The sequence below is a fragment of the Fluoribacter dumoffii NY 23 genome (assembly GCF_000236165.1).
GTDB classification, from domain to species: Bacteria; Pseudomonadota; Gammaproteobacteria; order Legionellales; family Legionellaceae; genus Legionella; species Legionella dumoffii.
The window spans coordinates 52,441-73,601 of the sequence record NZ_CM001373.1; the positions used below are offsets into that span (position 1 = coordinate 52,441).

Sequence of the window (21,161 nt, forward strand, 5' to 3'; positions counted from 1 at the left end):
TGCACGCGTTCGCAACAGATTTCGACGCTGGCGTTCCTGACTTTACTGTTGGCTTCGAAGGCAACACTCAGTACAACGGTTTCGGACCACGTACTGGTATCGACATGAACTACGTATTCGGCAACGGTTTTGGTGTTTATGCTAAAGCAGCTGCTGCTGTATTAGTTGGTTCACAAAAACACGGTTACGATGTTGATTTCGTTGATGCTGATGGTTCTGTACCTGTTCTTCCTACTACATTCACTGTTAACGTTTCTGGTAGCAGAACAGCGATTGTTCCTGAATTGGAAGCTAAATTAGGTGCTAACTACACTTATGCAATGGCACAAGGTGATTTAACTCTGGACGCTGGTTACATGTGGTTTGACTACATCCATGCGTTAAACACAACTGTTTTACCAGTTACTTCAACTGATTTCGCTGCTGCTGGTCCTTACTTCGGACTGAAGTACGTAGGAAACATTTAATTTCTTAATTGATTAAGATCTTATAAAAGCCCGTCAGAATGATGGGCTTTTTTTTTCTAATGGAGTGTTCATGTTTAAGAAAATAACTATATCAGTATTGGGATTGGCAGCAAGTATAGCTACTGCCGGAAGTATGGGCCCTGTTTGTACCCCAGGTAACGTTACCGTTCCATGCGTAACAAACCTTTGGGATTTTAGCGCCCAGGCGCTGTATTTAAGATCGATCTATGGTAGTGAAAAATCGATCCAGTTTGGTACATTACCCTTAAATAAAGAAATAAAAAATGATTGGAACTGGGGATATCGTCTAGAAGGTTCTTATCATTTTAATACTGGAAATGATGTTTCCGTAAATTGGATGCACTATAGCACTTCTATAGATCCCACAGAATTAGCAGGAGTCCTGGTTATCCCTTCCATAGGATTGCCACCAATTCCCGCACCATTTGAGTTTATAAGCCGCAATAGAATTGATCAGGTAAATGTGGTTATGGGACAACATACCGATCTGGGCATGCGAGATAAGATGCGGTTCTACGGAGGTTTACAATATGCGAACATCCAATCAACATCGAAAAGCTATTATATAACCGAAGAAATTCCTTTTATTGCAAGCAATCCTTTTTCTAAGTTTGATAATACTGAATATAAAGGCTTCGGACCAGTGGTTGGAATTGATTATGCGTATTATCTGACGAATGCGCTTAGCCTCACCGCAAATGGTTCAGGTTCCATTTTGATTGGAACCAACAGGTACCATGCCGGATTCACTGTATATCCGACTGAAGCTATTGTGGAACAAGTGGCATACCGCAAAAAAGGCGTGGTCCCAAGCCTCGAGGCAAAACTGGGCATCAACTTTGCTCAGCAAACACCTATAGGTCTTGCAAACATTCAAGCAGGTTACCAGATAGTTAATTATTTTCATGTTCTGGAAGCGCAAACATTACCCAATTTATTTGGTCCGGTTCGCACCGTGGATTATGGACTTTTTGGACCCTATTTTGGTCTTAAGCTAATTGGTAATGCTTAAGAGCTCCTAACAGCCAAACACCTATCAATCTCTCAATTGAAACCCATACTTCAGGTATGGGTTTTTTTTAGTATCAAGTAACAAAAATTAAGCAATTTTGTGAAAAATAGGCTAGCCATGGCTAATTTCACAAGCTATAATTTTTTGCCCTATCCGATGTGGAATTAAAAATAATGAACAGGAGTACCGCATGCAGTACAAAAAAATCCTATTGGCTCTAGTCTGTTTATCATCGCCAATCTATGCGGAAAATGAGCAGCAGTTGCAAAGTCAAATAACGCGTTTACAAAGACAAGCAGAACAGTTACAAAGTCAATTAAATGCCTTGCAAAAGGAACTCGTTTCAAAAAAAGTGCACCATTCAGCCAAGACCCATAAATCAGTGAAGACGCATAAAAAGGAAATAAAAAAACACGTAACAGCGCCCCATAAAAAACAGGCAAAAAATCAAGCCCAACATCCATCCGATACAGAGAAAATGGTTAAATACCATTCATCAACTTTGTCTGTACATACTCCGGAGGAACATCCAGAAGCAATAGGTTTTTATCCCACCGCCCTGGTAGGAGAAAATCGAGTAGTTACCTATATTGCAGGAACACCTGTGGTAGCATCTCCCTATCTAGGTGATAGACCCGCATTTGATGGTTCAGATTATATCGTCAATATTTCAAGTATTAACCGTGACGTACGCTTGATGCAGCAGCGTCGAAAATTATATAGGGCCTATCATAATATGGGATATCCCATTCCCGAAAGACCGATTATTGCCCTCAGTGGGAAAGCGGAACCGGTGGGGATGATTAATAGTAATTATGTAGGCGGTACAAACGTTGACCTAACCTTGGGTTCAAGCGAGCTGGATGTCGCTGTCGCACTAAATCAAAACGTCGAGGCCTATATCGCAATTGCCTATGATGCCAGCCCCCCGGAAGTTGGCCCCCGAATTGACAATTCGGCATTTAACCTAAATATGGGCTTTGTTAACGTCGGTAATTTGGACAAAACTCCCTTTTACTTTACTGCAGGGCAATTATATGTGCCGTTTGGACGTTATTCCAGCGCCATGATCAGTTCTCCAGTGACCCTGGATATGGCTCGCACCAAAACAAGACCATTTATTCTGGGTTATAAATCACAAAATGATACTGGCCCCTTCATCTCAACATACATTTATCGCAGTGATACCACTTTAGGAAGAGCAGGAGTTGGTGGTGTAAACAGCGGGTATACATTTTCTTCGAATGATATAAGAGGAGAGGTGGGTGCAAGTTATATAAGCTCGATTAATGATGCTGCCGGAATGCAAAGCACCGCGGCAAATCCGGGAACCTTTGGTGGCTTCGGTTCAGTACTTAATGGAAATGAAGCAGTTCGCAAGACCCAAGCTGTAGATGTTTATGCTAACCTGGGATATGACCGTTTTAACTTTGCTGCCGAATGGGTCGGAGCAATCGAGGCATTCCGTGCCCAAGATTTGAGTTTTAATGGACGTGGTGCAAAACCCCAGGCCTTACAAACCGAACTCGGTGTGACCTTTAGAGCATTTAACAGACCCTCTTCCGTAGGTCTTGGTTATCAATGGACTAAAGACGCACTTGCTCTGAACTTACCCGAGCAGCGTTTTATCGGAGTCTTTAATATTTCAATCTGGAAAGATACTGTCGAAAGTATTGAATACCGGCATGAATTGGATTATGGAAAAAATCAATTTGCTAATGGGGCGGCACCTCCAGGACTTGTAAACGCACCTACAGTAGGAACAGGCGGGACTACGGACACTGTATCGGCGCAAATTGGAGTGTATTTCTAAAAACTGTAGTTTTGAACTTGAAGAAACCTGGGGTTGAATTTATTGTCTCCAGGTTTCCCTTTCTTCACCCCATAAAGAGCACAAATTGTGCTATCTTTTATCATATAGGTCTTTCATAAGGGAAAGGAGCATGTGTAGATCATACACCATGCCAAGGTCCATATTGATGCCATCTGGTTTAAGGTTATTCTTCTCCCGGTTATGTTGGATGTTAACCATTTTACTTGCCAGTACGTCCATATCCAATGCTGCGAAAGTGATTGAACTCCATATTAAAGGGGCAATTGGACCTGCCACTGTAGATTATATCGAACGCAACCTTGATACAGCCCAAAATGCGGATTTGATCCTGATAAACTTGGATACCCCAGGGGGGCTTGATGAGTCAACGCGGGACATAATTCAAAAATTCTTATCCTCCAATATTCCAATCGTAACCTACGTCAGTCCCAATGGGGCACGCGCCGCAAGTGCTGGAACGTACCTGCTTTATGCGAGTACTTTGGCGGCTATGGCCCCCGGCACCCAATTGGGGGCAGCCAGTCCCGTCAATATGGGGGAAACAGGTTTTGGAAGTGAGGAGAATTCAAATCAACAAACCACCATGAAGAAAAAGATCACAAATGATGCTGTAGCAACCATACGGTCGTTGGCACAGTTAAGAGGGAGAAATCCTGATTTTGCCCAAAAGGCGGTGTTAAATGCGGAGACCTTAACAGCCACAGAAGCCTTAAAGGCGCATGTCATTAATTATATTGCCGTCGATGAAAAGGATTTACTGGCGCAGATGAATGGGGTATCGGTAATCCAAAACAATCAAAAAATAGTCCTTAATACCAGTAACTCGCAAATACAGGTAATTGAGCCTGATTGGCGCACACGGTTTTTATCGATAATTACTGATCCAACTGTAGCTTATTTGTTATTGTTGCTTGGAATATATGGCATTTTTTTTGAATTGGTTAACCCAGGACATTTATTTCCAGGGGTGATTGGGACCATCTCAATTTGTATTGCTCTCTATGCATTCCAATTATTGCCGATTAATTATGCAGGATTTTTCCTTATTGTATTGGGAATAGGATTTATCATCGCAGAAGCCTTTGTACCGGCATTTGGAACTTTAGGCGGTGGCGGCACCATTGCATTTATTATTGGTTCAATCATGCTATTTGATACGAATAATGCGCTGTATCATATAGCCTGGTCAGTAATAGCAGCAATGGTATTTGTAAATATCTTTGTTTTTGTGTTTTTGCTCAGCGTGGTTATAAAAGCAAGACGTCAGAGGGTAAAGCACGGAGTAGCTGTTTTGGTAGGCGCCAAAGGCCGAACCCTGGGTGCTATCAACCTAGAGGGCCAGGCAATGGTTTGCGGTGAGATTTGGAGCGTGCATTCAAAAAAATTAATTCCCGCAAATAGTCCAATCATCGTCACTGCAACTTCCGGGTTGGTGTTGGAGATTGAGGAAGATACAAGTAATCGAGGAGAATGAAATGGGATCTTTTTTTACCGTAATCCTGGTATTGATACTGCTGCTCTTTATCTCGGCAGTTAAAGTATTTAGAGAATATGAACGGGGCGTAGTGTTTATGTTAGGCCGTTTTTGGCGGGTTAAAGGACCGGGATTAGTGCTGATTATTCCGGTGATCCAGCAAGTAGTGCGGGTCGATTTGCGAACCATCGTCATGGATGTGCCCAGTCAAGATGTTATCTCCAAAGACAACGTTTCTGTAAGAGTTAATGCCGTGTTGTACTTTCGGGTAGTTATCCCAGAAAATGCGATTATTCAAGTTGAAAATTACTACGAAGCTACCAGTCAGTTGGCACAAACAACTCTGCGTTCCGTACTAGGGCAACATGAACTGGATGAAATGCTTTCTGAACGCGAACGCTTAAATAGTGACGTACAAAAAATACTGGATGCGCAAACAGACAATTGGGGTATAAAAGTCTCTAACGTAGAAATCAAACGTGTTGATTTGGATGAAAGTATGATTCGCGCTATTGCCAGGCAAGCAGAAGCCGAGCGTGAACGCCGGGCTAAAGTAATCCATGCTGAAGGGGAATTACAGGCTTCTGCGAAATTATTGCAAGCATCGCAAGTATTGGCTCAGCAACCGCAAGCCATGCAGTTACGCTATTTGCAGACCTTAGCGACTATTGCTAGCACGAATAATTCGACCATTGTTTTCCCAATGCCAATGGAGCTTGGTGATATTTTATCCAACATGGCTGCGAAGAAAAAATAAGGCATAGTTGGAGGGCCTGGATGGTTTCCAGCATCCGGGCTCTATTTATTAATCTAAAATAGTGAGGGGATTCAATAAACCCTGCGCGGTCTTCGTAGAAAAGAAATGCGCACCAGAATACTTATTACTGGAAGTAAAAACAGGTAGGAAGTTTTTTCAATCATTTTAAATAGGCGTTTTTTTCTCCCATCTGCTAGGGCATAGTTGCGGCGGAATTTCTTAAATAGCGACCAGGTGCAAATGCCCAAACCCCCTTCTTTTTTTCCGAGTAAGCCCATATAAAAATATCCGGTAAAATAACCATAGAATTGCAAGCGTTTCTTTGGATAAAAAACATAAGTAGCGGCAGCAGAAGCATCAATATAGGTTGTATAATGCCAACAGTTTCTGGGCATAAACAACATATCGCCACGTTCCAGTGACACATCATATCCCTCGGCTTGTTCAAGTCGGGGAAATTGCTCTTTTATTTCTTCCATAGGCAAACCAAAATCAATCAACGTATCGCCGACAAAGGGCACTTTATATAAAAAGTCGCTTTGATCTTCGGTAAACAATAGCAACTTCTTCTTTCCACATAAACATAAGTGAAGATTACAACAATGCTCTCTGTCAAAATGCATTTCAGTATGAGCGCCTTTCCCGCCAAAGAAATAAACAACTTTTAATTTTTTATTAAAATACCGGGGCCGTAGCGGAATTTTTTGCCAAAGAGGCACATAATATTCGATGGCCGCAGAGGCTTTTCTGCCAAAAACCTGTCCAAAAATACGATGGGGCATGTTATTTTTTATTTGGTTTATAACTTGGGTATAGTGGGCGGATTCATGGGATTTTCGCCGGTCATTTTCATAGGTATCATAAGTGGTGATTCCATCGAGAAGATCTTCAAAATAGTCCAGAGTAAATTTATCAGTGAAATTTTTAATCTTGATTAACAGAGGTTCTTTGGAAGTATAAAGAAGCTGTTTGATGTATTCCTCATGTCCGTATTCATACTCGACTTCTTTTATTTTCTTGATTCTCATTGTTTAACCTTTTGCACAAGGTAATAAAAATAATATTTTTTACCCCAAAATTTTTCCCTGCGTGCATATTTGGCAATAATTTGCAGCTTGGGATTTTTAAATTTTATCTTCCACCAGGGCAGGAAAATCAAACCAAAACATGCCGTAATTATTGAAAGTTCTTGCAGCAATTTAGTGTCATCATTATCCACAAAAGACATTGCCAGATTGTAATACATATCCTCATTTAAAATGAGGCGTTGATACAGGGAGGCCTGGACAAGCTTGGTAATATTTAGCTTTTGCACGATTTTTAATTTGCCATTTTGTTTCAGGAAGGCTTCGAACCGGTTGGCTTGATCTTTATGTTTGTAATAATGATCGGCATAGCAAAAATAGCCGCCCACCGACAAAACACGCTCCACTTCAGAGAAAAAATACTCTATCCGAGGGTAAAGATGAGAGCTTTCCAGATTGGTAACAATATCAAAACTTTCATTGGCTAGAGGTAAAATTTCTGCATCAGATTGAATGTAATTGATGGCATCTTCCTTATAAAAATTACGATGCCCATTTGTAATCAAATGATTTACCAGATCGACACCAAGCGCGTAATCGGTTTTCAGCAATTCAGAACTTGCTCGCACACCGAGGCCATTGCCACAGCCAATCTCCAACAATTTTTTATTAAAAAACTCCATTTTAATTAACGGTCTTATTAAAAAATAAAGAAGCAATTGCGAATAAATATCCTGAATCTCCGAGATTTTAGAAAAATTGAAATCCAATTGTGTATATTCTCTATGAATTTTTTCATCCCATAACCCCAGGTTTAAAAATACATTATCAGGATAAGACGAGCCGAAAGTCGTATAACTTCCTTGAATCATTTTTTTGATAAATTTAAGTTCAGAATTGTCTATATAGCGGTGTTTCATCACAAAGCCAATTTGTTTGGCGGCCTGAATGTACGTTAATTTTTCTTGGTCCATTTTAGAACTTCTGGGTACTGGGTGTACATATATAAAGTATACGCCATCTTTTTGAAGAAAATGCCAAAACGACGCTCAAGAGAGATTTTCCTCATAAAACAATTAATTAAAATGAGGAATTAAGATTGGGTATCACTACAGCCTTTCGTTTATCCGGCTTTTATGATAGAACACTCTCTTTGAAGATTTCATGAGGTTTTTAACGTGTCGATTAAATCAGATAAATGGATAGAAAAAATGGCGCTTGAGCATGGAATGATTGCGCCGTTTCAACCAGGGCAAGTGCGTGAAAATGAAAATGGAAGAATTATTTCCTATGGAGTATCCAGCTATGGATATGATGTTCGTTGTGCGAATGAATTTAAAATTTTTACTAACATTAATTCTGCCGTTGTCGATCCAAAGGCTTTTGATGAAAACAGTTTTGTCGATGTGCAATCCGATGTGTGTATAATTCCTCCCAATTCATTTGCCTTGGCAAGGACTGTAGAGTATTTTCGGATCCCACGTAATGTATTGACGATTTGTCTGGGCAAATCTACCTATGCACGATGTGGAATTATTGTGAATGTGACCCCTCTGGAGCCAGAGTGGGAAGGACATGTCACCTTGGAGTTTTCCAATACGACCACCTTGCCCGCCAAAATCTATGCCCATGAGGGGGTAGCCCAAATGCTATTTTTAGAAGCCAGCGAAGTGTGTGCGGTTTCATACCGTGATCGCGGAGGAAAATATCAAGGACAAACAGGCGTTACGTTGCCACGGACTTGATGGCAAAGAAATTTCTCCGTGGAGACACTTCATTGTGTCTCTATCCAATAGATCTTGGGAGTGCGGCAAAGAAAGGGTGCCTGCGCAAAGGAAAGGGTTATGGCCTCAATATTGGGCTTTGGGTGCTTTGAATAGCACCCAACTGCTGATAGGTAGAAAATTGTTCTATTCCTCATCAGTTAATTTATATTTATCCCGTGATGCATCAACGCGTTCACGTAATTCTTTCCCAGGTTTAAAATGAGGGCTGTGTTTCGCTTTAGTTACGACTTTTTCACCGGTTTTTGGATTATGGGCATTGCGTGGGGGCCTATAATGAAGGGAAAAACTGCCAAATCCCCGAATTTCTATTCTTTGATTCTTAATGAGTGCTTCACTCATTAATTCCAAAATCTTGTTTATACCGTCAGCAACTTGCTTTTCAGTAAGATGCGTCATTCGAGCAGCGATGTGTTCAATGAGTTCCGATTTGATCATACCCACCTCGTTTTGTCTCGTATCAAAGTCTGCTACCAATAGAAATCAGGTGCTGACAATTGTCCCGTTTTTTATAAGTATAGACTGGGAAAAAAATTATTCAATATTTTCAAGACAGTTAGTTAAAAGGTGAGTTTTTCTAGTGTGGATATAGGCAAAAACCACGCCCCAGCTCATTTCCACTTTGGTGCGTCTTACCAGGGTAAAATACGGGGAAGGCAGGGTTTTGCTGATGGTAATAACCGTTTTAAGGTGAGGTAAGTTATCCAGCTTATCACATAATTTATGCCAGATAGGACCAAAAAAAGCAGTGGAATTAATAAAAACAAGAGTTGCTTCATCTAAATTGACCTCAAGAAAATCTCCTAAAATGAAATTAATTTTCCCGGCTTTATCTTGATAATTTTTTATTTTTGCCAGGTCTTTTGCTCGGGTACATGCATCCACGTAAAGTTCAGGGAATAATTCAACGCCGACACTTTTACGAATAGGGAAAACCATACTGCATGCTAAAACTGCTTTCCCTATTCCTGAACCCAAATCATAGAATACTGTGTCTGCATCCGGGTTGGTTAGGGATAAGAGCGCGATAAAGGACATAAATTTAATTTCCCCATAGGCATATTCCATTGCATTATTTTTTTGGCGGGCATTGCGGGAAAGCTGAAAACCATCAGCATTTTTGTAAAGTAGGGAAAAGACCCGCGCATGCTCCTGCAAATTTAAGGATTTTTGCCAATGCTTCACTTGGGTTGGTTTGCTTTTAAATCTTAAGTGAACTAAAAAAGTTATAAGAAGAAGCAGCAAACAAAAAAAATAAGGGATTAAGTGGCTCAAAAGTAAGTCCTTATACATAATTCCTGTTTTATTGCAGGATAATAGAGTAAAATTTTTGCACGTAGTATAGAATTAATAATACTAATGTTTATTTTATTCCTGTAGGTTTGATTTTTAAAAATAACAGTAACTGTAAATTATACCTCATGGTTTTTATAGTTAATATTTCCTTAATCTTCATTCATTAGAATGGAGTTATGTTGGGGTGTGGGAGAGCATTATGGCAGGTTTTTTTAGTAATAAAGCTTTTGTGCATCATGAGCCTAAGCCTCGGGCAGAATACAGTTTTATCAATGTTGGAACAGAACAATTCCATGCTGTTGCTGTGGCGCTTATCGATTCATTACAAAACACTTCCCAACGCGGCAATGAGACTACTTTGAAAAAAATTCTGGAACGGTTTTATCAACATTTCCCAAAATATATAAGTAACCAACCTTATTTAACTCTTCCAGAGCGGATGGGGATGTTGCTCAACAGCTCCCGTAAATCAGAATTAGTAGAGTGTATGGCTTATGTATTACGTCAGTTGGCGGTAGATGAATTGTATACTCATCCCTTAATGTATCGAGATGTATTTGCTGGGCTAAGTGCTGAAACTCCAAAAAGTTATTTGCGTGATCCCACAGTGAAGCTTCCTGCAAGTGCTTTAAATGCCTTAGCTCACAACTTGGGGATTAATATTACCTTATCCTTTAAAGAACTTGGGAAGGAACTGAGAAAAAAAGAAGTATATGATGGAGAAGCATAATGTCTAATAAGATAAATTTAGTAATTCAAGTTCAAGGGGAAAACTATTTCCCTGCAGTGAAACAAAAAGCAGACTTTGCCTATGTGGGTCAATTAGCCATTAATGCACCGAAACCTGTGGAAAATACAAAAGAACAAAGAGAAAGTTTAAGCGATATTATCAATCTCATTGCAGAGGATAATAAACAGCTCCTGCAATCTTATGAGCAATGGCGCAAGACCATTTTAAGCATGGTCGTTGCAGGTGAGTTAAGCCGCGAACAATTAATGGATCTCTATATTACTTTTTACCCAGTACAATCCAACGCTACAGTTTCCTTATCTACCCTTGAGCAGGCTAAAGGAAATTCTGTTATTGCTGATGTCCCCCAGGAACGCGAACAACAAACTATTGAGCTGTTGGCCAATGCTTTGGCTGGCTGGATTAGCACAAAGCAAATTGAGCCAGATACCTTATTTGATCAAATTGAACGACAATCTACTATTTCATTGAGATAAACGACTTACAGGCAGTGAAGCAGAGGCAGGTTTTAAACAAAATTCCTTGTCTGCTTCACGGTGAGTTTATAAAAAGCCCTGCTCTTTCATCCATTGGTCTGTAGGGAATTTAGACATATAATTTCGAATGGAGTCAGGTAAAATGACCAGACATTTTTCCCCTTTGCCTAAAGTTCGTGCTGCTTGCAGTGCGGCCCACATTGCAGCTCCGGAAGACCCTCCAACCAGCAATCCTTCTTCACGAATCAAATCCCTTGCCGTGTGAAACGAATTGTGATCATTTGTTTTAATGTATTTATCAATTAAACGGTTGTCTAAAACATTTGGAAAAAAATCATAGCCTATTCCCTCTACTGCATAGGATTTGATTTCAGTTCCGCCGCCCAAAATGGAGCCCTCGGGATCAGCGCCAATAATTTTAATCTCCGGGTTATATTCCTTAAGGCGCTTGGCGATTCCTGAAATCGTGCCGCCTGTACCAACCCCAGCAACCACCATATGCAAGTTTTTGCCGAAATCCTCAATAATTTCCCGGGCTGTGCCATGATAATGGGCGTTCGGATTATTCGGATTGGAATATTGATCAAGAATGTAGGAGTTGGGGATTTCTGCGTTCAGTCTTTTAGCCAGGGAGATATGGCTTTCAGGGGCATCATAAGCTGCTTCCGTCGGGGTGCGGTAAATCTTTGCTCCCAATCGCTCAAGTACTGATTGTTTTTCCTGGCTCATTTTTTCAGGCATGGTAATAATAACCTTGTAACCTAACACGGCACCTGCCAAGGCAATACCGATTCCTGTATTTCCGGAAGTAGGCTCAATCAGGGTATAACCTGGTTTGATATGCCCGTCACGCTCTGCATTAACTACCATTTCATACCCAATACGATCTTTAACAGATCCACCTGGATTTAAAAATTCACATTTTGCATACAGTTCACAATCGAGCTCACGGCCAAGGCGATTAATTTTAACTACTGGGGTGTTTCCGATGGCGGCAAGTATATTGGGATAAATCATATCTAGTCCTTTATTGAAGAATGGGTCGATTGATTATAGGGTTTTTAGGCAAAAAAAAGAATCTTCTAAAAATTAGGGTGGTGATTTTAAAGTTTTTAATTTATATTTAATTTTTGAACCAAAAAAGCAGGGAGCAAACGATGATAAATTTAAAATTAATAAAATGGGGTTTTGGGCTTGTTTTAACTTTGGGCTTGTGTGCATGCATGGATATGCAGCGCTCCGAACATGCAGATGTTCAATCTTATGAGAAAATGAATACCCAGCAGCAACAACATACGGTCAATAAAGCTAAAGCGCAAAAAACCTATGCCTCAAAAGATCCTACGCAAAAAGCCACTCCTGGCCCTAAAAGAAACGCTGCGCCACAAATTCCAGTTATTCAATAATTTTTAGACAAGCTCGTTTTCTATAGAAGTGGAAGGCGAAGTAACTTCATGGAAGTTAAGGGAGTTGGACCTTAAAAGGTCCAACTTGATGTGTTTACCATTTTGCCGGAGTATGAGACTCACTTCTGTCGTTTTGCACTCCTGCTTCCATTTCCATTGCTTCCAGTCCATCTCGAACCATTTCATTTTTTACAAAGTTTCTGGAACCTCGATCACCAAAGAAGCTCATTTTCTTCTTGCAATCTTTTTCTTTGCCTTGATGAGATGTGCGGGCATTTTTTTCATTAAATAATGCAGGTGTTGGGACTGTATTTCTTATTCTTTTTTCATTCATGACTGAACCTTAGCTTTTTATAAAGTTTTTCCTTCCAATACTTTAAGAAGCAAAGTCCATTTTTACTTCGGACAAGTTAAATTGTTTTGCCAGGACATGTTCCCCTTTTTTAATAGGAACATGCCTTTCAAATTAACCGGGGGCAAACTATGCAATAAATCGGCATCGTTTTTCAAGTTTTTTTCTTATGATTTACTTTGGTGCAATCATTTCCTCAGGTCTAACTAATTCAGCAAAGCGTTCTGCTGTTAAAATTCCGAGCTTTACTGCTGCCTCTTGAAGGGAGGAGTTATCCTGATGTGCCGTTTTCGCTATTTTCGCTGCTTTGTCATAGCCTATATGTTGATTGAGGGCAGTAACAAGCATTAAAGAATGATGCAAGTAATAATCAATAACCTTATGATTGGCTTCGATTCCCTCAGCACAAAACTCCTGGAAGGAATGGCAGGTATCAGCCAATAAATTGAGGGAATGAAGTACGTTAAAAATAATCACGGGTTTAAACACATTCAACTCAAAATTACCCTGGCTGTCGGCTATACCTACAGTCGCATCATTTCCCAGTACTTGGGCACAAACCATGGTCATGGCTTCGGATTGGGTAGGATTAACTTTTCCTGGCATGATTGAAGACCCTGGTTCATTTTCCGGAATGATTAGTTCCCCGATCCCGCAGCGGGGGCCAGAGGCTAGCCAGCGGATATCATTTGCAATTTTCATTAAGGCACAAGCCAAAGTTTTCATTGCACCGTGCGCGTTCACAAGGGCTTCATGTGATGCCAGAGCCGCAAATTTATTAGGTGCAGTTACAAACGGCAACTTGGTTATTTTAGCAATATGCTCCGCTACTTTGGTTGCAAACTGGGGATGGGTATTTAAACCGGTTCCAACCGCAGTTCCTCCTGCAGCTAACTCATAAAGCTCGGGTAATACTCCTTCCAGCCGTTGCAGGCAGGCATCCAGTTGCGCGACATAACCTGAAAACTCCTGTCCTAAGGTGATTGGCACCGCATCTTGCAAATGAGTACGGCCAATTTTAACTATGTCCTTGAAAGCCGCCATTTTAACGGCAAAGGCATCACGTAAATTTTTTACAGCAGGAATAAGCTTCTGATTAAGAGCTATTGCTGCAGCAATATGCATAGCGGTTGGAAAGGTATCATTTGAAGACTGGGACATATTCACATGATCGTTGGGGTGAACAGGTGATTTACTACCCATCGTTCCACCTGCCAGTTCAATTGCGCGGTTCGAAATGACTTCATTGGCATTCATATTGGACTGCGTACCGCTTCCTGTTTGCCATACATGCAAAGGAAAATGCTCATCCAGTAACCCTTTACTGACTTCCTCGGCTGCCTGGATAATTAAATCGGCTTTATCTTTGGGTAGCTTGCCCAAATCCAGGTTTGTAAGGGCGGCAGCTTTTTTTAAAATACCAAAAGCGTGCGTCACTTCACGTGGCATAATGTCATTGCCTATATTAAAGTGGTGTAATGATCGTTCGGTCTGGGCGCCCCAATACTTGTCGGCAGGAACAGCAATTTCACCCATGCTGTCAGATTCTATGCGTGTTTTGCTCATAATTTTTAATTTCCTTACAGCGTTTTTATTGAAATAAAAATTCTATCACATAGGGCAAAAATAAGTAATTTTTGTTATAGTGATGTCAATTTGAGAAATGTAGCCTGGGGCGGCGAAGCGGAACCCCGGGATTCCCATGTAATTTGTTGCCCCCCTCCTGCATCCAGGCTACGCAAAAGAGCTAAAGCACATGAGAGCCGTACGTATTTATCAACCTGGAAATTTTTATACAGACCAGCTTGTGGAATTGTCTCCCGAAGCCAGTCAGCACGTTGGAGTGGTTCTGCGCATGCAGGCAGGTGAGAAGATTACGTTATTTTGCGGCGATAACCGCGAATTTGATGCAACCATAGAGGCGGTGAAAAAAAAGCAGGTTACTGTAATTATCGGCTCTATAAAAGAGGTAAGCCGTGAGTCTCCCTTAACCATCCACCTGGCACAAGCCATCTCCAAGGGTGAGCGCATGGAGTTTGTGATGCAAAAAGCAGTTGAATTGGGGGTCGCGAGCATTACTCCTGTTATAACAGAGCGTTGCGTTGTTAAATTAGATAAGGAGCGCCTCGCAAAAAAGCTTCATCAATGGCAGGCAATCGTCATTGCCGCGTGCGAACAATCAGGGCGTAATCAAGTACCAATGGTAAACCCGCCTGTTACTTTGGATGCATACAGCCGCAAAGCTCAAGAGGGGTTAAAATTGATTTTGCATCCAGGTGGGGAGAAAAATTGGCGGGATTATTTAATTGAAGCTTCTGCGATTGCTTTGCTTATTGGTCCGGAAGGGGGTTTAAGTAACCAGGAAGTACAATTTGCTTGCGAGCATGGCTTTCAACCTTTATCTCTAGGTCCAAGAATATTACGTACAGAAACTGCCGCAATTACGGCATTGAGTGTATTGCAAGCAGTAGGTGGTGATCTATAATAATACTTGTAGTTAGTTTCTCTCAATGCGAAAATCTGGGTTCAATGGATTTATGTGCAGGGCGAATGAAAATTTTTGAAAAACATTTGCTAGGATGAGGTGCCTGATCTCCCGGTTATTTTTCATTCAAACTATTGCCAAATGACATCAATTCTTAATGTACAATGAGTTTGGCGGGTAATTAATTTTAAAACAACAGAGGTTAACTCATGAGTGATCTTATTAAAACAATATCAGATGCAAGTTTTGAGCAGGATGTAATCCAGGCAAACAAACCTGTTTTAGTTGATTTTTGGGCCGAATGGTGTGGTCCATGCCGCGCATTAACCCCTATATTGGAAGAAGTAGCGGCTACTCACGGTGAGCAGGTAACTTTCGCCAAGATTAACATTGATGAGCACCCTCAAACTCCTGCAAAATTCGGTGTAATGAGTATTCCTACATTAATTTTATTTAAAAACGGTCAGGTTGAAGCAGTTAAAATGGGTTTGCTTTCAAAATCTCAATTAAGTGCTTTTGTTGAGAGCCACATTTAATTTTTTATTTTTCTAAATAAAAATTGTTGTATCTTTTAGTAAAGCTGTGATAGCCTGTTGCAATATGTGATATACTTTGAATATATCACATAGGCAGCAGAATCCTTAGCTGCTATTCTTGAAATAATATTTTTCCCGGATACCCAATTCGAAATTAATCAACCAATCAAGTGAGAAGTATGAATCTTAGTGAACTTAAGCAATTGCCTATTGCCGATCTCTTTAACATCGCACAAGAGATTGGTGTCGAGAATCCTTCCCGTATGCGCAAACAAGAAATTATTTTTGCCATTCTTAAGGCCCACGCCTTAAAAGGTGAAGACATCCATGGTGATGGTGTTTTAGAAGTCCTGACTGATGGTTTTGGTTTCTTGCGTTCTGCCGATGGTTCTTATTTGGCAGGCCCTGATGATATTTATGTATCACCCAGCCAAATCAGACGTTTTGGTTTACGTTCTGGTGATACAATTTCAGGTAAAATCCGCCCCCCCAAAGACAGTGAGCGTTATTTCGCTTTGTTGAAAGTTGATGAAATCAATTATGATTCGCCTGATAGTGCCAAACGAAAAATTTTATTTGAAAACCTTACACCTTTATTTGCTACCGAACGCTTGGTTATGGAACAAGGTAATGGCAGTACTGAAGATTTGACGGCTCGAGTCGTTGATTTATGTGCTCCCTTTGGTCGAGGACAACGTGGATTGATTGTTTCCCCACCCAAAGCGGGAAAAACCTTAATGCTGCAAAACATTGCACGCTCTATAGAAAAAAATTATCCGGAATGTTATCTCATCGTTTTACTGATCGATGAACGCCCTGAAGAAGTAACTGAAATGCAACGTTCTGTTAAAGGTGAAGTAGTTGCCAGTACTTTTGATGAACCCGCTAACCGCCATGTTCAAGTTGCTGAAATGGTTATTGAAAAGGCCAAACGTCTGGTTGAACATAAGCGCGACGTAGTTATTTTACTTGACTCGATTACACGTCTGGCTCGAGCTTACAATACAGTGATTCCTTCATCCGGTAAGGTACTTACAGGGGGGGTTGACGCGAATGCTCTGCAACGGCCCAAACGTTTGTATGGGGCAGCACGTAACATAGAAGAAGGCGGCAGCTTGACTATTATTGCTACGGCTTTAGTAGATACAGGCTCTAAGATGGACGAGGTGATTTACGAAGAGTTCAAAGGAACCGGTAACATGGAAATCCATTTGAGCCGTAACATTGCTGAACGCCGCGTCTTCCCTGCCATAAATATTAACCGCTCAGGTACACGCCGCGAAGATCTGTTGTTAAGCCCAGAAGATCTGCAACGTACCTGGATATTGCGTAAAATTCTACAATCTATGGATGAATGTGATGCAATTGAGTTTTTGCTTGAACGCATGAAAAACCATAAAACCAATGCTGAATTCTTTGATGCAATGAAACGTCAAGAGTAGTACCTGCATAAAATGTATCCCGGGTGGAGGCTTCAAGCCACACCCGGGGTGTCACGTTCTCTTTCACCCAGGTTACTCTAGGGGATTTTATTAATGAAATACTCTGATTTGAGAGATTTTATTGCACAACTGGAATCACGTAATTTATTAAAACGCATAACCTATCCGGTGTCTCCCTATCTTGAAATGACAACCGTCAGTGACCGAGTACTGCGCTCTGGTGGACCGGCCCTTCTCTTTACGAATACCCCCAATCATCAAATGCCAGTGCTGACCAATTTATTTGGCACTGTCGAACGCGTGGCCATGGGTATGGGTGAAGACAGCATCACTGCCTTAAGGGAAATAGGTAAATTATTAGCTGCCTTAAAAGAGCCTGATCCTCCCAAAGGATTTAAAGATGCTTTTAATAAACTCCCCTTGCTAAAACAGGCTTTAAACATGGCCCCCAAGTATGTGAGCGGGGCAGAATGCCAACACCACGTATGGGAAAAAGACGAAGTTGACTTGACCACTTTGCCTATTCAAACCTGCTGGCCCAAAGATGCGGCTCCTTTAATTACCTGGGGGCTGGTCACTACCAAAGGGCCTTATCAAACGCGGGAAAATATGGGAATATACCGTCAACAATTGTTAAATAAAAATCAATTGATTATGCGGTGGTTATCCCATCGGGGCGGAGCACTGGATTATCAGGCATGGCAAAAAGCTTATCCTGGCGAACGCTTTCCTGTGGCAGTGACGCTTGGAGCTGATCCGGCAACGATACTTGCCGCTGTAACCCCTGTCCCTGATACTTTGTCGGAGTATGCCTTTGCAGGATTATTACGGGGCCAACGTACCCGTCTAACGCAGTGCATCGGAAATGAGTTACACGTCCCTGCGAGCGCAGAAATTATTTTGGAAGGCTACCTTGAACCCGGGGTTGAGGCACCTGAAGGACCTTATGGGGATCACACGGGTTATTACAATGAAGTACAGTCCTTCCCTGTGTTTACTGTGGAACGCATGACTCACAGAGATAATCCCATTTACCATAGTACCTATACAGGTCGGCCACCGGATGAGCCCGCGATTTTAGGGGTTGCTTTAAATGAAGTATTTATTCCCTTGTTGCAAAAACAGTTTCCGGAGATTGTTGATTTTTATTTGCCGCCCGAAGGATGCTCTTATCGCTTAGCAGTCGTTACCATGAAGAAACAGTATCCTGGACACGCGAAACGAATTATGATGGCCGTTTGGTCTTTCTTAAGACAATTTATGTATACCAAATTTGTAATCGTATGTGACGATGACATTGATGCCCGTAATTGGCAGGATGTGATTTGGGCGATGACCACACGTATGGATCCCGCACGAGATACTGTGATGATGGAAAATACTCCGATTGATTATCTGGATTTTGCCTCTCCTGTTTCCGGTCTTGGTTCAAAAATAGGAATGGATGCAACGAATAAGTGGCCGGGTGAGACGCAAAGGGAATGGGGGGAGCCCATTGTCATGGATGAAGAGATTTTGAAAAAAGTTGATGGTTATTGGTCTTCTTTGGGGTTAGATGAATGAAGGAAAAAACGATCAAAGCGCTTGTAGAAGATATTTCACCGTTAACAGACACTATCATGCGTTTGGTTTTAACACCGGAAAAATACGTGGATTATCAAGCAGGACAATACCTGCAAGTTCTGTTTGATGGAGAAGCGTTTAGCTATTCTATTGCCAATGCCCCCTTAGGCTCTCATAAGTACGAACTGCATATTCGTCACAGTTTGGATAATCCCTACACGCAGCGATTATTTGCTTATATTAAACAACATGGATCGGTAAATCTTCGTTTGCCGTTTGGGACGTGTTCTATTGAGCATTTATATCCTCATCGTCCTATCCTGTTCATTGCAGGTGGTACTGGATTTGCACCTGTAAAAGCTATGATTGAGCAGTTATTATCTACTTCAGACACCCGCCCATTTGAGCTATTTTGGGGAGCTCGTTTACAAAACGATTTATATATGGATGAAAAAGTAAGGAATTGGCAAACTCATGTGAGCCGCTTTAACTATTTTTCTTCTGTATCAGAAGACAATGGCGTGCCATTGGTTTCTCATGTACTTACCAAACACCCGCATGATCTTGGGGACTGGCAGATAGTGATCAGCGGGCCTTTTGATATGGTCTACAGTACCCGTGATGCATTAGTGGCTCAGGGAGTGACTAGGGCTCATTTATTTTCAGATGCATTTAGTTTTGAAGCCAAATAAGGAAGCATGCTATGGAGACTTTATATCAAATTCTGGGGCTTATTGGCGCCGGATTGATTCTTTTTATTTTATATCGGGCAATAAAAGGAAATCCTGAGCAATTTAGTAGAGAGAATTTAAATAAAAGTTTTTTCTCTATGGGCGTTCTAGCGATTATTTTAATTGGTTTTATTGCGCTATTAATTTTAATTTTAAGAAATACCTAAGAACAGCCTGACGTACTCTCATGCTTCACCCAAGCTAAAAGGGGATATTGATTTGGCTCCTAGCCTGGGTGTGATTTAGGGTCGACTCTATAAATAGTGTTGCCCATTTAATGTTTAATGCTTGGGATTTGCATTGCTGTAATGCCCTTCGTTTTCCTTTAAATAAAAGGGAAGATGTGGATTGTTAATAGGCATTTGGCTCGTATCGGCAATCAACATACACTCTTCTACATAAGTGATTTGGCTGCTGTCATCCACTAATAATCGATACCAGGGATTACGCGTTGCAAATTCACGCTTCTGTGCTTGCGGATTATAATTTCCTGAAGCCTGAAATAATGGATCTACATCCACTACAATCGCTCTGTAGCGGCTGTTTTTATGAATTACCAAATCTCCAATATTAAATTGCGCAATTTTATTCATATAAGCCTCTTTGTTGAGCATTTCGAATAGTATATCGGTAGAAATAAATTAAGCTTGAATGTTAGTGAGGGACTGCTGAAGCCTTATAAAGGCGATTCAGGGTTTGAGCGAAAACGATCCAGCCTAATTAAACTTATTCCTTTTGCAGCATAACTTTGCTGAACTCTTGACCATACTTCATCATATGAATTTATTCCCGGGACAATTAAATAATGGACACAGGGATCAAGTACATACACCTTTTCTCCTGCAGTTGCCAACCCTTCAGCAGCTTGTTGAACACAGATATTTCCGCAAATCCCGGTGATGATTACCTTGCTGTACTTTTGCTTTTGAAAAAACTGCAGAAAAGTAAGACCGCCCTCATCATAAACATTGTTGGTCTGCTTTAAAAATCGAGGATCGCTTAAGTCAATTCCTTTTTTTAACAGCATTCCTGCTTCAGGAGCAGAGAAATTGATTTTAGCGAACCGATAAATCCTAATTTTAGCGTGCAGCTTTTTTAAGCGTTTTTCAATTGGATCAGAAATGGCTGCCCCTATGGTGCCTCGTAGACAATGTAATCCATAGTGCGCCCTTGCCAAATTAAACTCTTTCAATTCATTGCGTTCTACTTGTAACGTTTTAGTTGCATGCACTTTATCATAACCTTTAGCCATGATTTGCGCATCAATGTGCTCTTCATCCCGTTCGAATACATGGGCATCCTGCGTGGTAATTAGTTCAATTTGTGGAGCAAGTTGGTCATGGGTATTTATGAGGTCCTCAAGCACATCAAGCAAGGCCATATTGCGAAGCAGAGTATTTTCGCCCCCCGGAGCATATAAGGCAAAATCTGGAAGTACAAAGTCATTTTGCAGGTCGACTAAGAGAACAGCTAATTTATCGGTGTCTTTTAAGAGGCCCAGAAGAATTTTTTTTAATTCTTCTTTTAATGCCGGATCTGTTTGGGCATATAGTTTGGTTAATTTTTTAAAAAAATTGGAGGCTTTTGGGCGTAATTGTTCTTGTGCCTGCAAATGTCCCGCCAATCTTAATTTCCCAGATGTGTTCATTCCGTTTACATTAAAAAACTATATGTTTAATGATAGAACATAATGGCTGGGTACTCACGAAAAATCGACTCTGAATAGCAACTATTGAAGCGCTGGATAAG

Annotated in this window: 24 protein-coding genes; 15 read left to right on the top strand and 9 right to left on the bottom strand. The window is 41.0% G+C overall.

Features of this window, described 5'->3' with window-relative positions:
• From KYQ_RS18095 to KYQ_RS00250, 5 genes are all read left to right on the top strand, one after another.
• A partial coding sequence (locus KYQ_RS18095) for an Lpg1974 family pore-forming outer membrane protein (RefSeq protein ID WP_019349428.1) occupies nt 1-467 on the top strand: 467 nt, incomplete at its 5' end.
• Between the two features lie 70 nt (nt 468-537).
• Nucleotides 538-1,500 carry an Lpg1974 family pore-forming outer membrane protein gene (locus KYQ_RS00225; RefSeq protein WP_010652178.1) on the top strand — a complete coding sequence of 321 codons (963 nt, stop codon included), beginning with the start codon at nt 538-540 and terminating at the stop codon, nt 1,498-1,500.
• Nucleotides 1,501-1,690: 190 nt separating this feature from the next.
• Nucleotides 1,691-3,313 (top strand): LbtU family siderophore porin, encoded by a 1,623-nt coding sequence (locus tag KYQ_RS00230; RefSeq protein WP_019349429.1) that lies wholly within the window; start codon nt 1,691-1,693, stop codon nt 3,311-3,313.
• Nucleotides 3,314-3,443: 130 nt separating this feature from the next.
• Nucleotides 3,444-4,808 carry an NfeD family protein gene (locus tag KYQ_RS00245; protein WP_432419133.1) on the top strand — a complete coding sequence of 455 codons (1,365 nt, stop codon included), beginning with the start codon at nt 3,444-3,446 and terminating at the stop codon, nt 4,806-4,808.
• Nucleotide 4,809: 1 nt separating this feature from the next.
• Nucleotides 4,810-5,565, top strand: a complete 756-nt coding sequence (locus KYQ_RS00250; protein ID WP_010652189.1) for a slipin family protein — start codon at nt 4,810-4,812, stop codon at nt 5,563-5,565.
• A gap of 71 nt (nt 5,566-5,636) precedes the next feature.
• On the opposite strand, the gene KYQ_RS00255 is transcribed toward KYQ_RS00250, so the two are convergent.
• Both KYQ_RS00255 and KYQ_RS00260 read right to left on the bottom strand, forming a co-directional pair.
• Nucleotides 5,637-6,593, bottom strand: a complete 957-nt coding sequence (locus KYQ_RS00255) for a cupin-like domain-containing protein (RefSeq protein ID WP_010652190.1) — start codon at nt 6,591-6,593, stop codon at nt 5,637-5,639.
• The gene (locus KYQ_RS00260; RefSeq protein WP_019349433.1) at nt 6,590-7,564 is read right to left on the bottom strand and encodes a class I SAM-dependent methyltransferase; all 975 of its coding nucleotides are present in this window, start codon (nt 7,562-7,564) and stop codon (nt 6,590-6,592) included. The genes KYQ_RS00255 and KYQ_RS00260 overlap by 4 nt, the downstream gene beginning before the upstream one ends.
• Before the next feature lie 204 nt (nt 7,565-7,768).
• Here KYQ_RS00260 and dcd point away from each other — a divergent pair, with 204 nt between their 5' ends.
• Entirely contained in the window at nt 7,769-8,335 is a 567-nt protein-coding gene (gene dcd, locus KYQ_RS00265; RefSeq protein ID WP_010652194.1) for a dCTP deaminase, read from the top strand.
• Nucleotides 8,336-8,500: 165 nt separating this feature from the next.
• Here dcd and KYQ_RS00275 read toward each other — a convergent pair whose 3' ends face one another.
• A complete protein-coding gene (locus tag KYQ_RS00275; RefSeq protein ID WP_010652195.1) occupies nt 8,501-8,812 on the bottom strand; it encodes an integration host factor subunit beta in 312 nt (103 codons plus the stop codon).
• Nucleotides 8,813-8,908: 96 nt separating this feature from the next.
• Nucleotides 8,909-9,667, bottom strand: coding sequence for a class I SAM-dependent methyltransferase (locus KYQ_RS00280; RefSeq protein ID WP_010652197.1), 759 nt, complete (start codon nt 9,665-9,667; stop codon nt 8,909-8,911).
• 202 nt (nt 9,668-9,869) lie between these two features.
• Here KYQ_RS00280 and KYQ_RS19385 point away from each other — a divergent pair, with 202 nt between their 5' ends.
• Both KYQ_RS19385 and KYQ_RS19390 read left to right on the top strand, forming a co-directional pair.
• Nucleotides 9,870-10,400 carry a hypothetical protein gene (locus KYQ_RS19385; protein WP_019349436.1) on the top strand — a complete coding sequence of 177 codons (531 nt, stop codon included), beginning with the start codon at nt 9,870-9,872 and terminating at the stop codon, nt 10,398-10,400.
• On the top strand, nt 10,400-10,897 hold the full coding sequence (locus tag KYQ_RS19390; protein WP_019349437.1) for a hypothetical protein: 498 nt from the start codon (nt 10,400-10,402) through the stop codon (nt 10,895-10,897). The genes KYQ_RS19385 and KYQ_RS19390 overlap by 1 nt, the downstream gene beginning before the upstream one ends.
• Before the next feature lie 66 nt (nt 10,898-10,963).
• Here the strand turns inward: KYQ_RS19390 and KYQ_RS00295 are convergent, their stop codons facing one another.
• A complete protein-coding gene (locus KYQ_RS00295) occupies nt 10,964-11,914 on the bottom strand; it encodes a pyridoxal-phosphate dependent enzyme (protein WP_010652198.1) in 951 nt (316 codons plus the stop codon).
• Between the two features lie 140 nt (nt 11,915-12,054).
• On the opposite strand from KYQ_RS00295, the gene KYQ_RS00300 reads away from it, so the two are divergent.
• Entirely contained in the window at nt 12,055-12,303 is a 249-nt protein-coding gene (locus KYQ_RS00300) for a hypothetical protein (protein WP_019349438.1), read from the top strand.
• A 94-nt stretch (nt 12,304-12,397) separates the two neighbouring features.
• On the opposite strand, the gene KYQ_RS00305 is transcribed toward KYQ_RS00300, so the two are convergent.
• Both KYQ_RS00305 and fumC read right to left on the bottom strand, forming a co-directional pair.
• Nucleotides 12,398-12,637 (bottom strand): hypothetical protein, encoded by a 240-nt coding sequence (locus KYQ_RS00305; protein WP_010652203.1) that lies wholly within the window; start codon nt 12,635-12,637, stop codon nt 12,398-12,400.
• A gap of 192 nt (nt 12,638-12,829) precedes the next feature.
• Complete coding sequence (gene fumC / locus KYQ_RS00310; protein WP_010652206.1) at nt 12,830-14,221, bottom strand: class II fumarate hydratase; 1,392 nt, start codon at nt 14,219-14,221, stop codon at nt 12,830-12,832.
• Nucleotides 14,222-14,411: 190 nt separating this feature from the next.
• Here fumC and KYQ_RS00315 point away from each other — a divergent pair, with 190 nt between their 5' ends.
• The 6 genes from KYQ_RS00315 (at nt 14,412) to KYQ_RS00340 (ending at nt 19,579) form a co-directional block, all read left to right on the top strand.
• Nucleotides 14,412-15,140 carry a 16S rRNA (uracil(1498)-N(3))-methyltransferase gene (locus KYQ_RS00315; RefSeq protein WP_010652208.1) on the top strand — a complete coding sequence of 243 codons (729 nt, stop codon included), beginning with the start codon at nt 14,412-14,414 and terminating at the stop codon, nt 15,138-15,140.
• 209 nt (nt 15,141-15,349) lie between these two features.
• On the top strand, nt 15,350-15,676 hold the full coding sequence (gene trxA / locus KYQ_RS00320; protein ID WP_010652210.1) for a thioredoxin: 327 nt from the start codon (nt 15,350-15,352) through the stop codon (nt 15,674-15,676).
• Between the two features lie 179 nt (nt 15,677-15,855).
• The gene (rho, locus tag KYQ_RS00325; RefSeq protein WP_010652211.1) at nt 15,856-17,118 is read left to right on the top strand and encodes a transcription termination factor Rho; all 1,263 of its coding nucleotides are present in this window, start codon (nt 15,856-15,858) and stop codon (nt 17,116-17,118) included.
• A 93-nt stretch (nt 17,119-17,211) separates the two neighbouring features.
• A complete protein-coding gene (ubiD, locus tag KYQ_RS00330) occupies nt 17,212-18,681 on the top strand; it encodes a 4-hydroxy-3-polyprenylbenzoate decarboxylase (RefSeq protein WP_010652212.1) in 1,470 nt (489 codons plus the stop codon).
• Nucleotides 18,678-19,373 carry an NAD(P)H-flavin reductase gene (locus KYQ_RS00335; RefSeq protein ID WP_010652213.1) on the top strand — a complete coding sequence of 232 codons (696 nt, stop codon included), beginning with the start codon at nt 18,678-18,680 and terminating at the stop codon, nt 19,371-19,373. The genes ubiD and KYQ_RS00335 overlap by 4 nt, the downstream gene beginning before the upstream one ends.
• A gap of 11 nt (nt 19,374-19,384) precedes the next feature.
• Nucleotides 19,385-19,579, top strand: a complete 195-nt coding sequence (locus KYQ_RS00340) for a hypothetical protein (protein WP_010652214.1) — start codon at nt 19,385-19,387, stop codon at nt 19,577-19,579.
• Nucleotides 19,580-19,693: 114 nt separating this feature from the next.
• Here the strand turns inward: KYQ_RS00340 and hspQ are convergent, their stop codons facing one another.
• On the bottom strand, nt 19,694-20,005 hold the full coding sequence (gene hspQ / locus KYQ_RS00345; protein WP_019349439.1) for a heat shock protein HspQ: 312 nt from the start codon (nt 20,003-20,005) through the stop codon (nt 19,694-19,696).
• An 83-nt stretch (nt 20,006-20,088) separates the two neighbouring features.
• The gene (locus tag KYQ_RS00350; RefSeq protein WP_019349440.1) at nt 20,089-21,060 is read right to left on the bottom strand and encodes a cysteine hydrolase family protein; all 972 of its coding nucleotides are present in this window, start codon (nt 21,058-21,060) and stop codon (nt 20,089-20,091) included.
• Nucleotides 21,061-21,161: the final 101 nt, after the last annotated feature.

Bases quoted from the DNA above. Each gene is read 5' to 3' on its own strand.
- KYQ_RS00230 (WP_019349429.1), top strand. From the start codon at position 1,691: ATGCAGTACAAAAAAATCCTATTGGCTCTAGTCTGTTTATCATCGCCA.
- rho (WP_010652211.1), top strand. From the start codon at position 15,856: ATGAATCTTAGTGAACTTAAGCAATTGCCTATTGCCGATCTCTTTAAC.
- KYQ_RS19385 (WP_019349436.1), top strand. From the start codon at position 9,870: ATGGCAGGTTTTTTTAGTAATAAAGCTTTTGTGCATCATGAGCCTAAG.
- KYQ_RS00245 (WP_432419133.1), top strand. From the start codon at position 3,444: ATGTGTAGATCATACACCATGCCAAGGTCCATATTGATGCCATCTGGT.
- trxA (WP_010652210.1), top strand. From the start codon at position 15,350: ATGAGTGATCTTATTAAAACAATATCAGATGCAAGTTTTGAGCAGGAT.
- fumC (WP_010652206.1), bottom strand. From the start codon at position 14,221: ATGAGCAAAACACGCATAGAATCTGACAGCATGGGTGAAATTGCTGTT.
- ubiD (WP_010652212.1), top strand. From the start codon at position 17,212: ATGAAATACTCTGATTTGAGAGATTTTATTGCACAACTGGAATCACGT.
- KYQ_RS00225 (WP_010652178.1), top strand. From the start codon at position 538: ATGTTTAAGAAAATAACTATATCAGTATTGGGATTGGCAGCAAGTATA.
- KYQ_RS00305 (WP_010652203.1), bottom strand. From the start codon at position 12,637: ATGAATGAAAAAAGAATAAGAAATACAGTCCCAACACCTGCATTATTT.
- KYQ_RS00295 (WP_010652198.1), bottom strand. From the start codon at position 11,914: ATGATTTATCCCAATATACTTGCCGCCATCGGAAACACCCCAGTAGTT.
- hspQ (WP_019349439.1), bottom strand. From the start codon at position 20,005: ATGAATAAAATTGCGCAATTTAATATTGGAGATTTGGTAATTCATAAA.
- KYQ_RS00300 (WP_019349438.1), top strand. From the start codon at position 12,055: ATGATAAATTTAAAATTAATAAAATGGGGTTTTGGGCTTGTTTTAACT.
- KYQ_RS00275 (WP_010652195.1), bottom strand. From the start codon at position 8,812: ATGATCAAATCGGAACTCATTGAACACATCGCTGCTCGAATGACGCAT.
- KYQ_RS00335 (WP_010652213.1), top strand. From the start codon at position 18,678: ATGAAGGAAAAAACGATCAAAGCGCTTGTAGAAGATATTTCACCGTTA.
- KYQ_RS19390 (WP_019349437.1), top strand. From the start codon at position 10,400: ATGTCTAATAAGATAAATTTAGTAATTCAAGTTCAAGGGGAAAACTAT.
- KYQ_RS00340 (WP_010652214.1), top strand. From the start codon at position 19,385: ATGGAGACTTTATATCAAATTCTGGGGCTTATTGGCGCCGGATTGATT.
- KYQ_RS00280 (WP_010652197.1), bottom strand. From the start codon at position 9,667: ATGTATAAGGACTTACTTTTGAGCCACTTAATCCCTTATTTTTTTTGT.
- KYQ_RS00250 (WP_010652189.1), top strand. From the start codon at position 4,810: ATGGGATCTTTTTTTACCGTAATCCTGGTATTGATACTGCTGCTCTTT.
- KYQ_RS00315 (WP_010652208.1), top strand. From the start codon at position 14,412: ATGAGAGCCGTACGTATTTATCAACCTGGAAATTTTTATACAGACCAG.
- KYQ_RS00255 (WP_010652190.1), bottom strand. From the start codon at position 6,593: ATGAGAATCAAGAAAATAAAAGAAGTCGAGTATGAATACGGACATGAG.
- KYQ_RS00350 (WP_019349440.1), bottom strand. From the start codon at position 21,060: ATGAACACATCTGGGAAATTAAGATTGGCGGGACATTTGCAGGCACAA.
- KYQ_RS00260 (WP_019349433.1), bottom strand. From the start codon at position 7,564: ATGGACCAAGAAAAATTAACGTACATTCAGGCCGCCAAACAAATTGGC.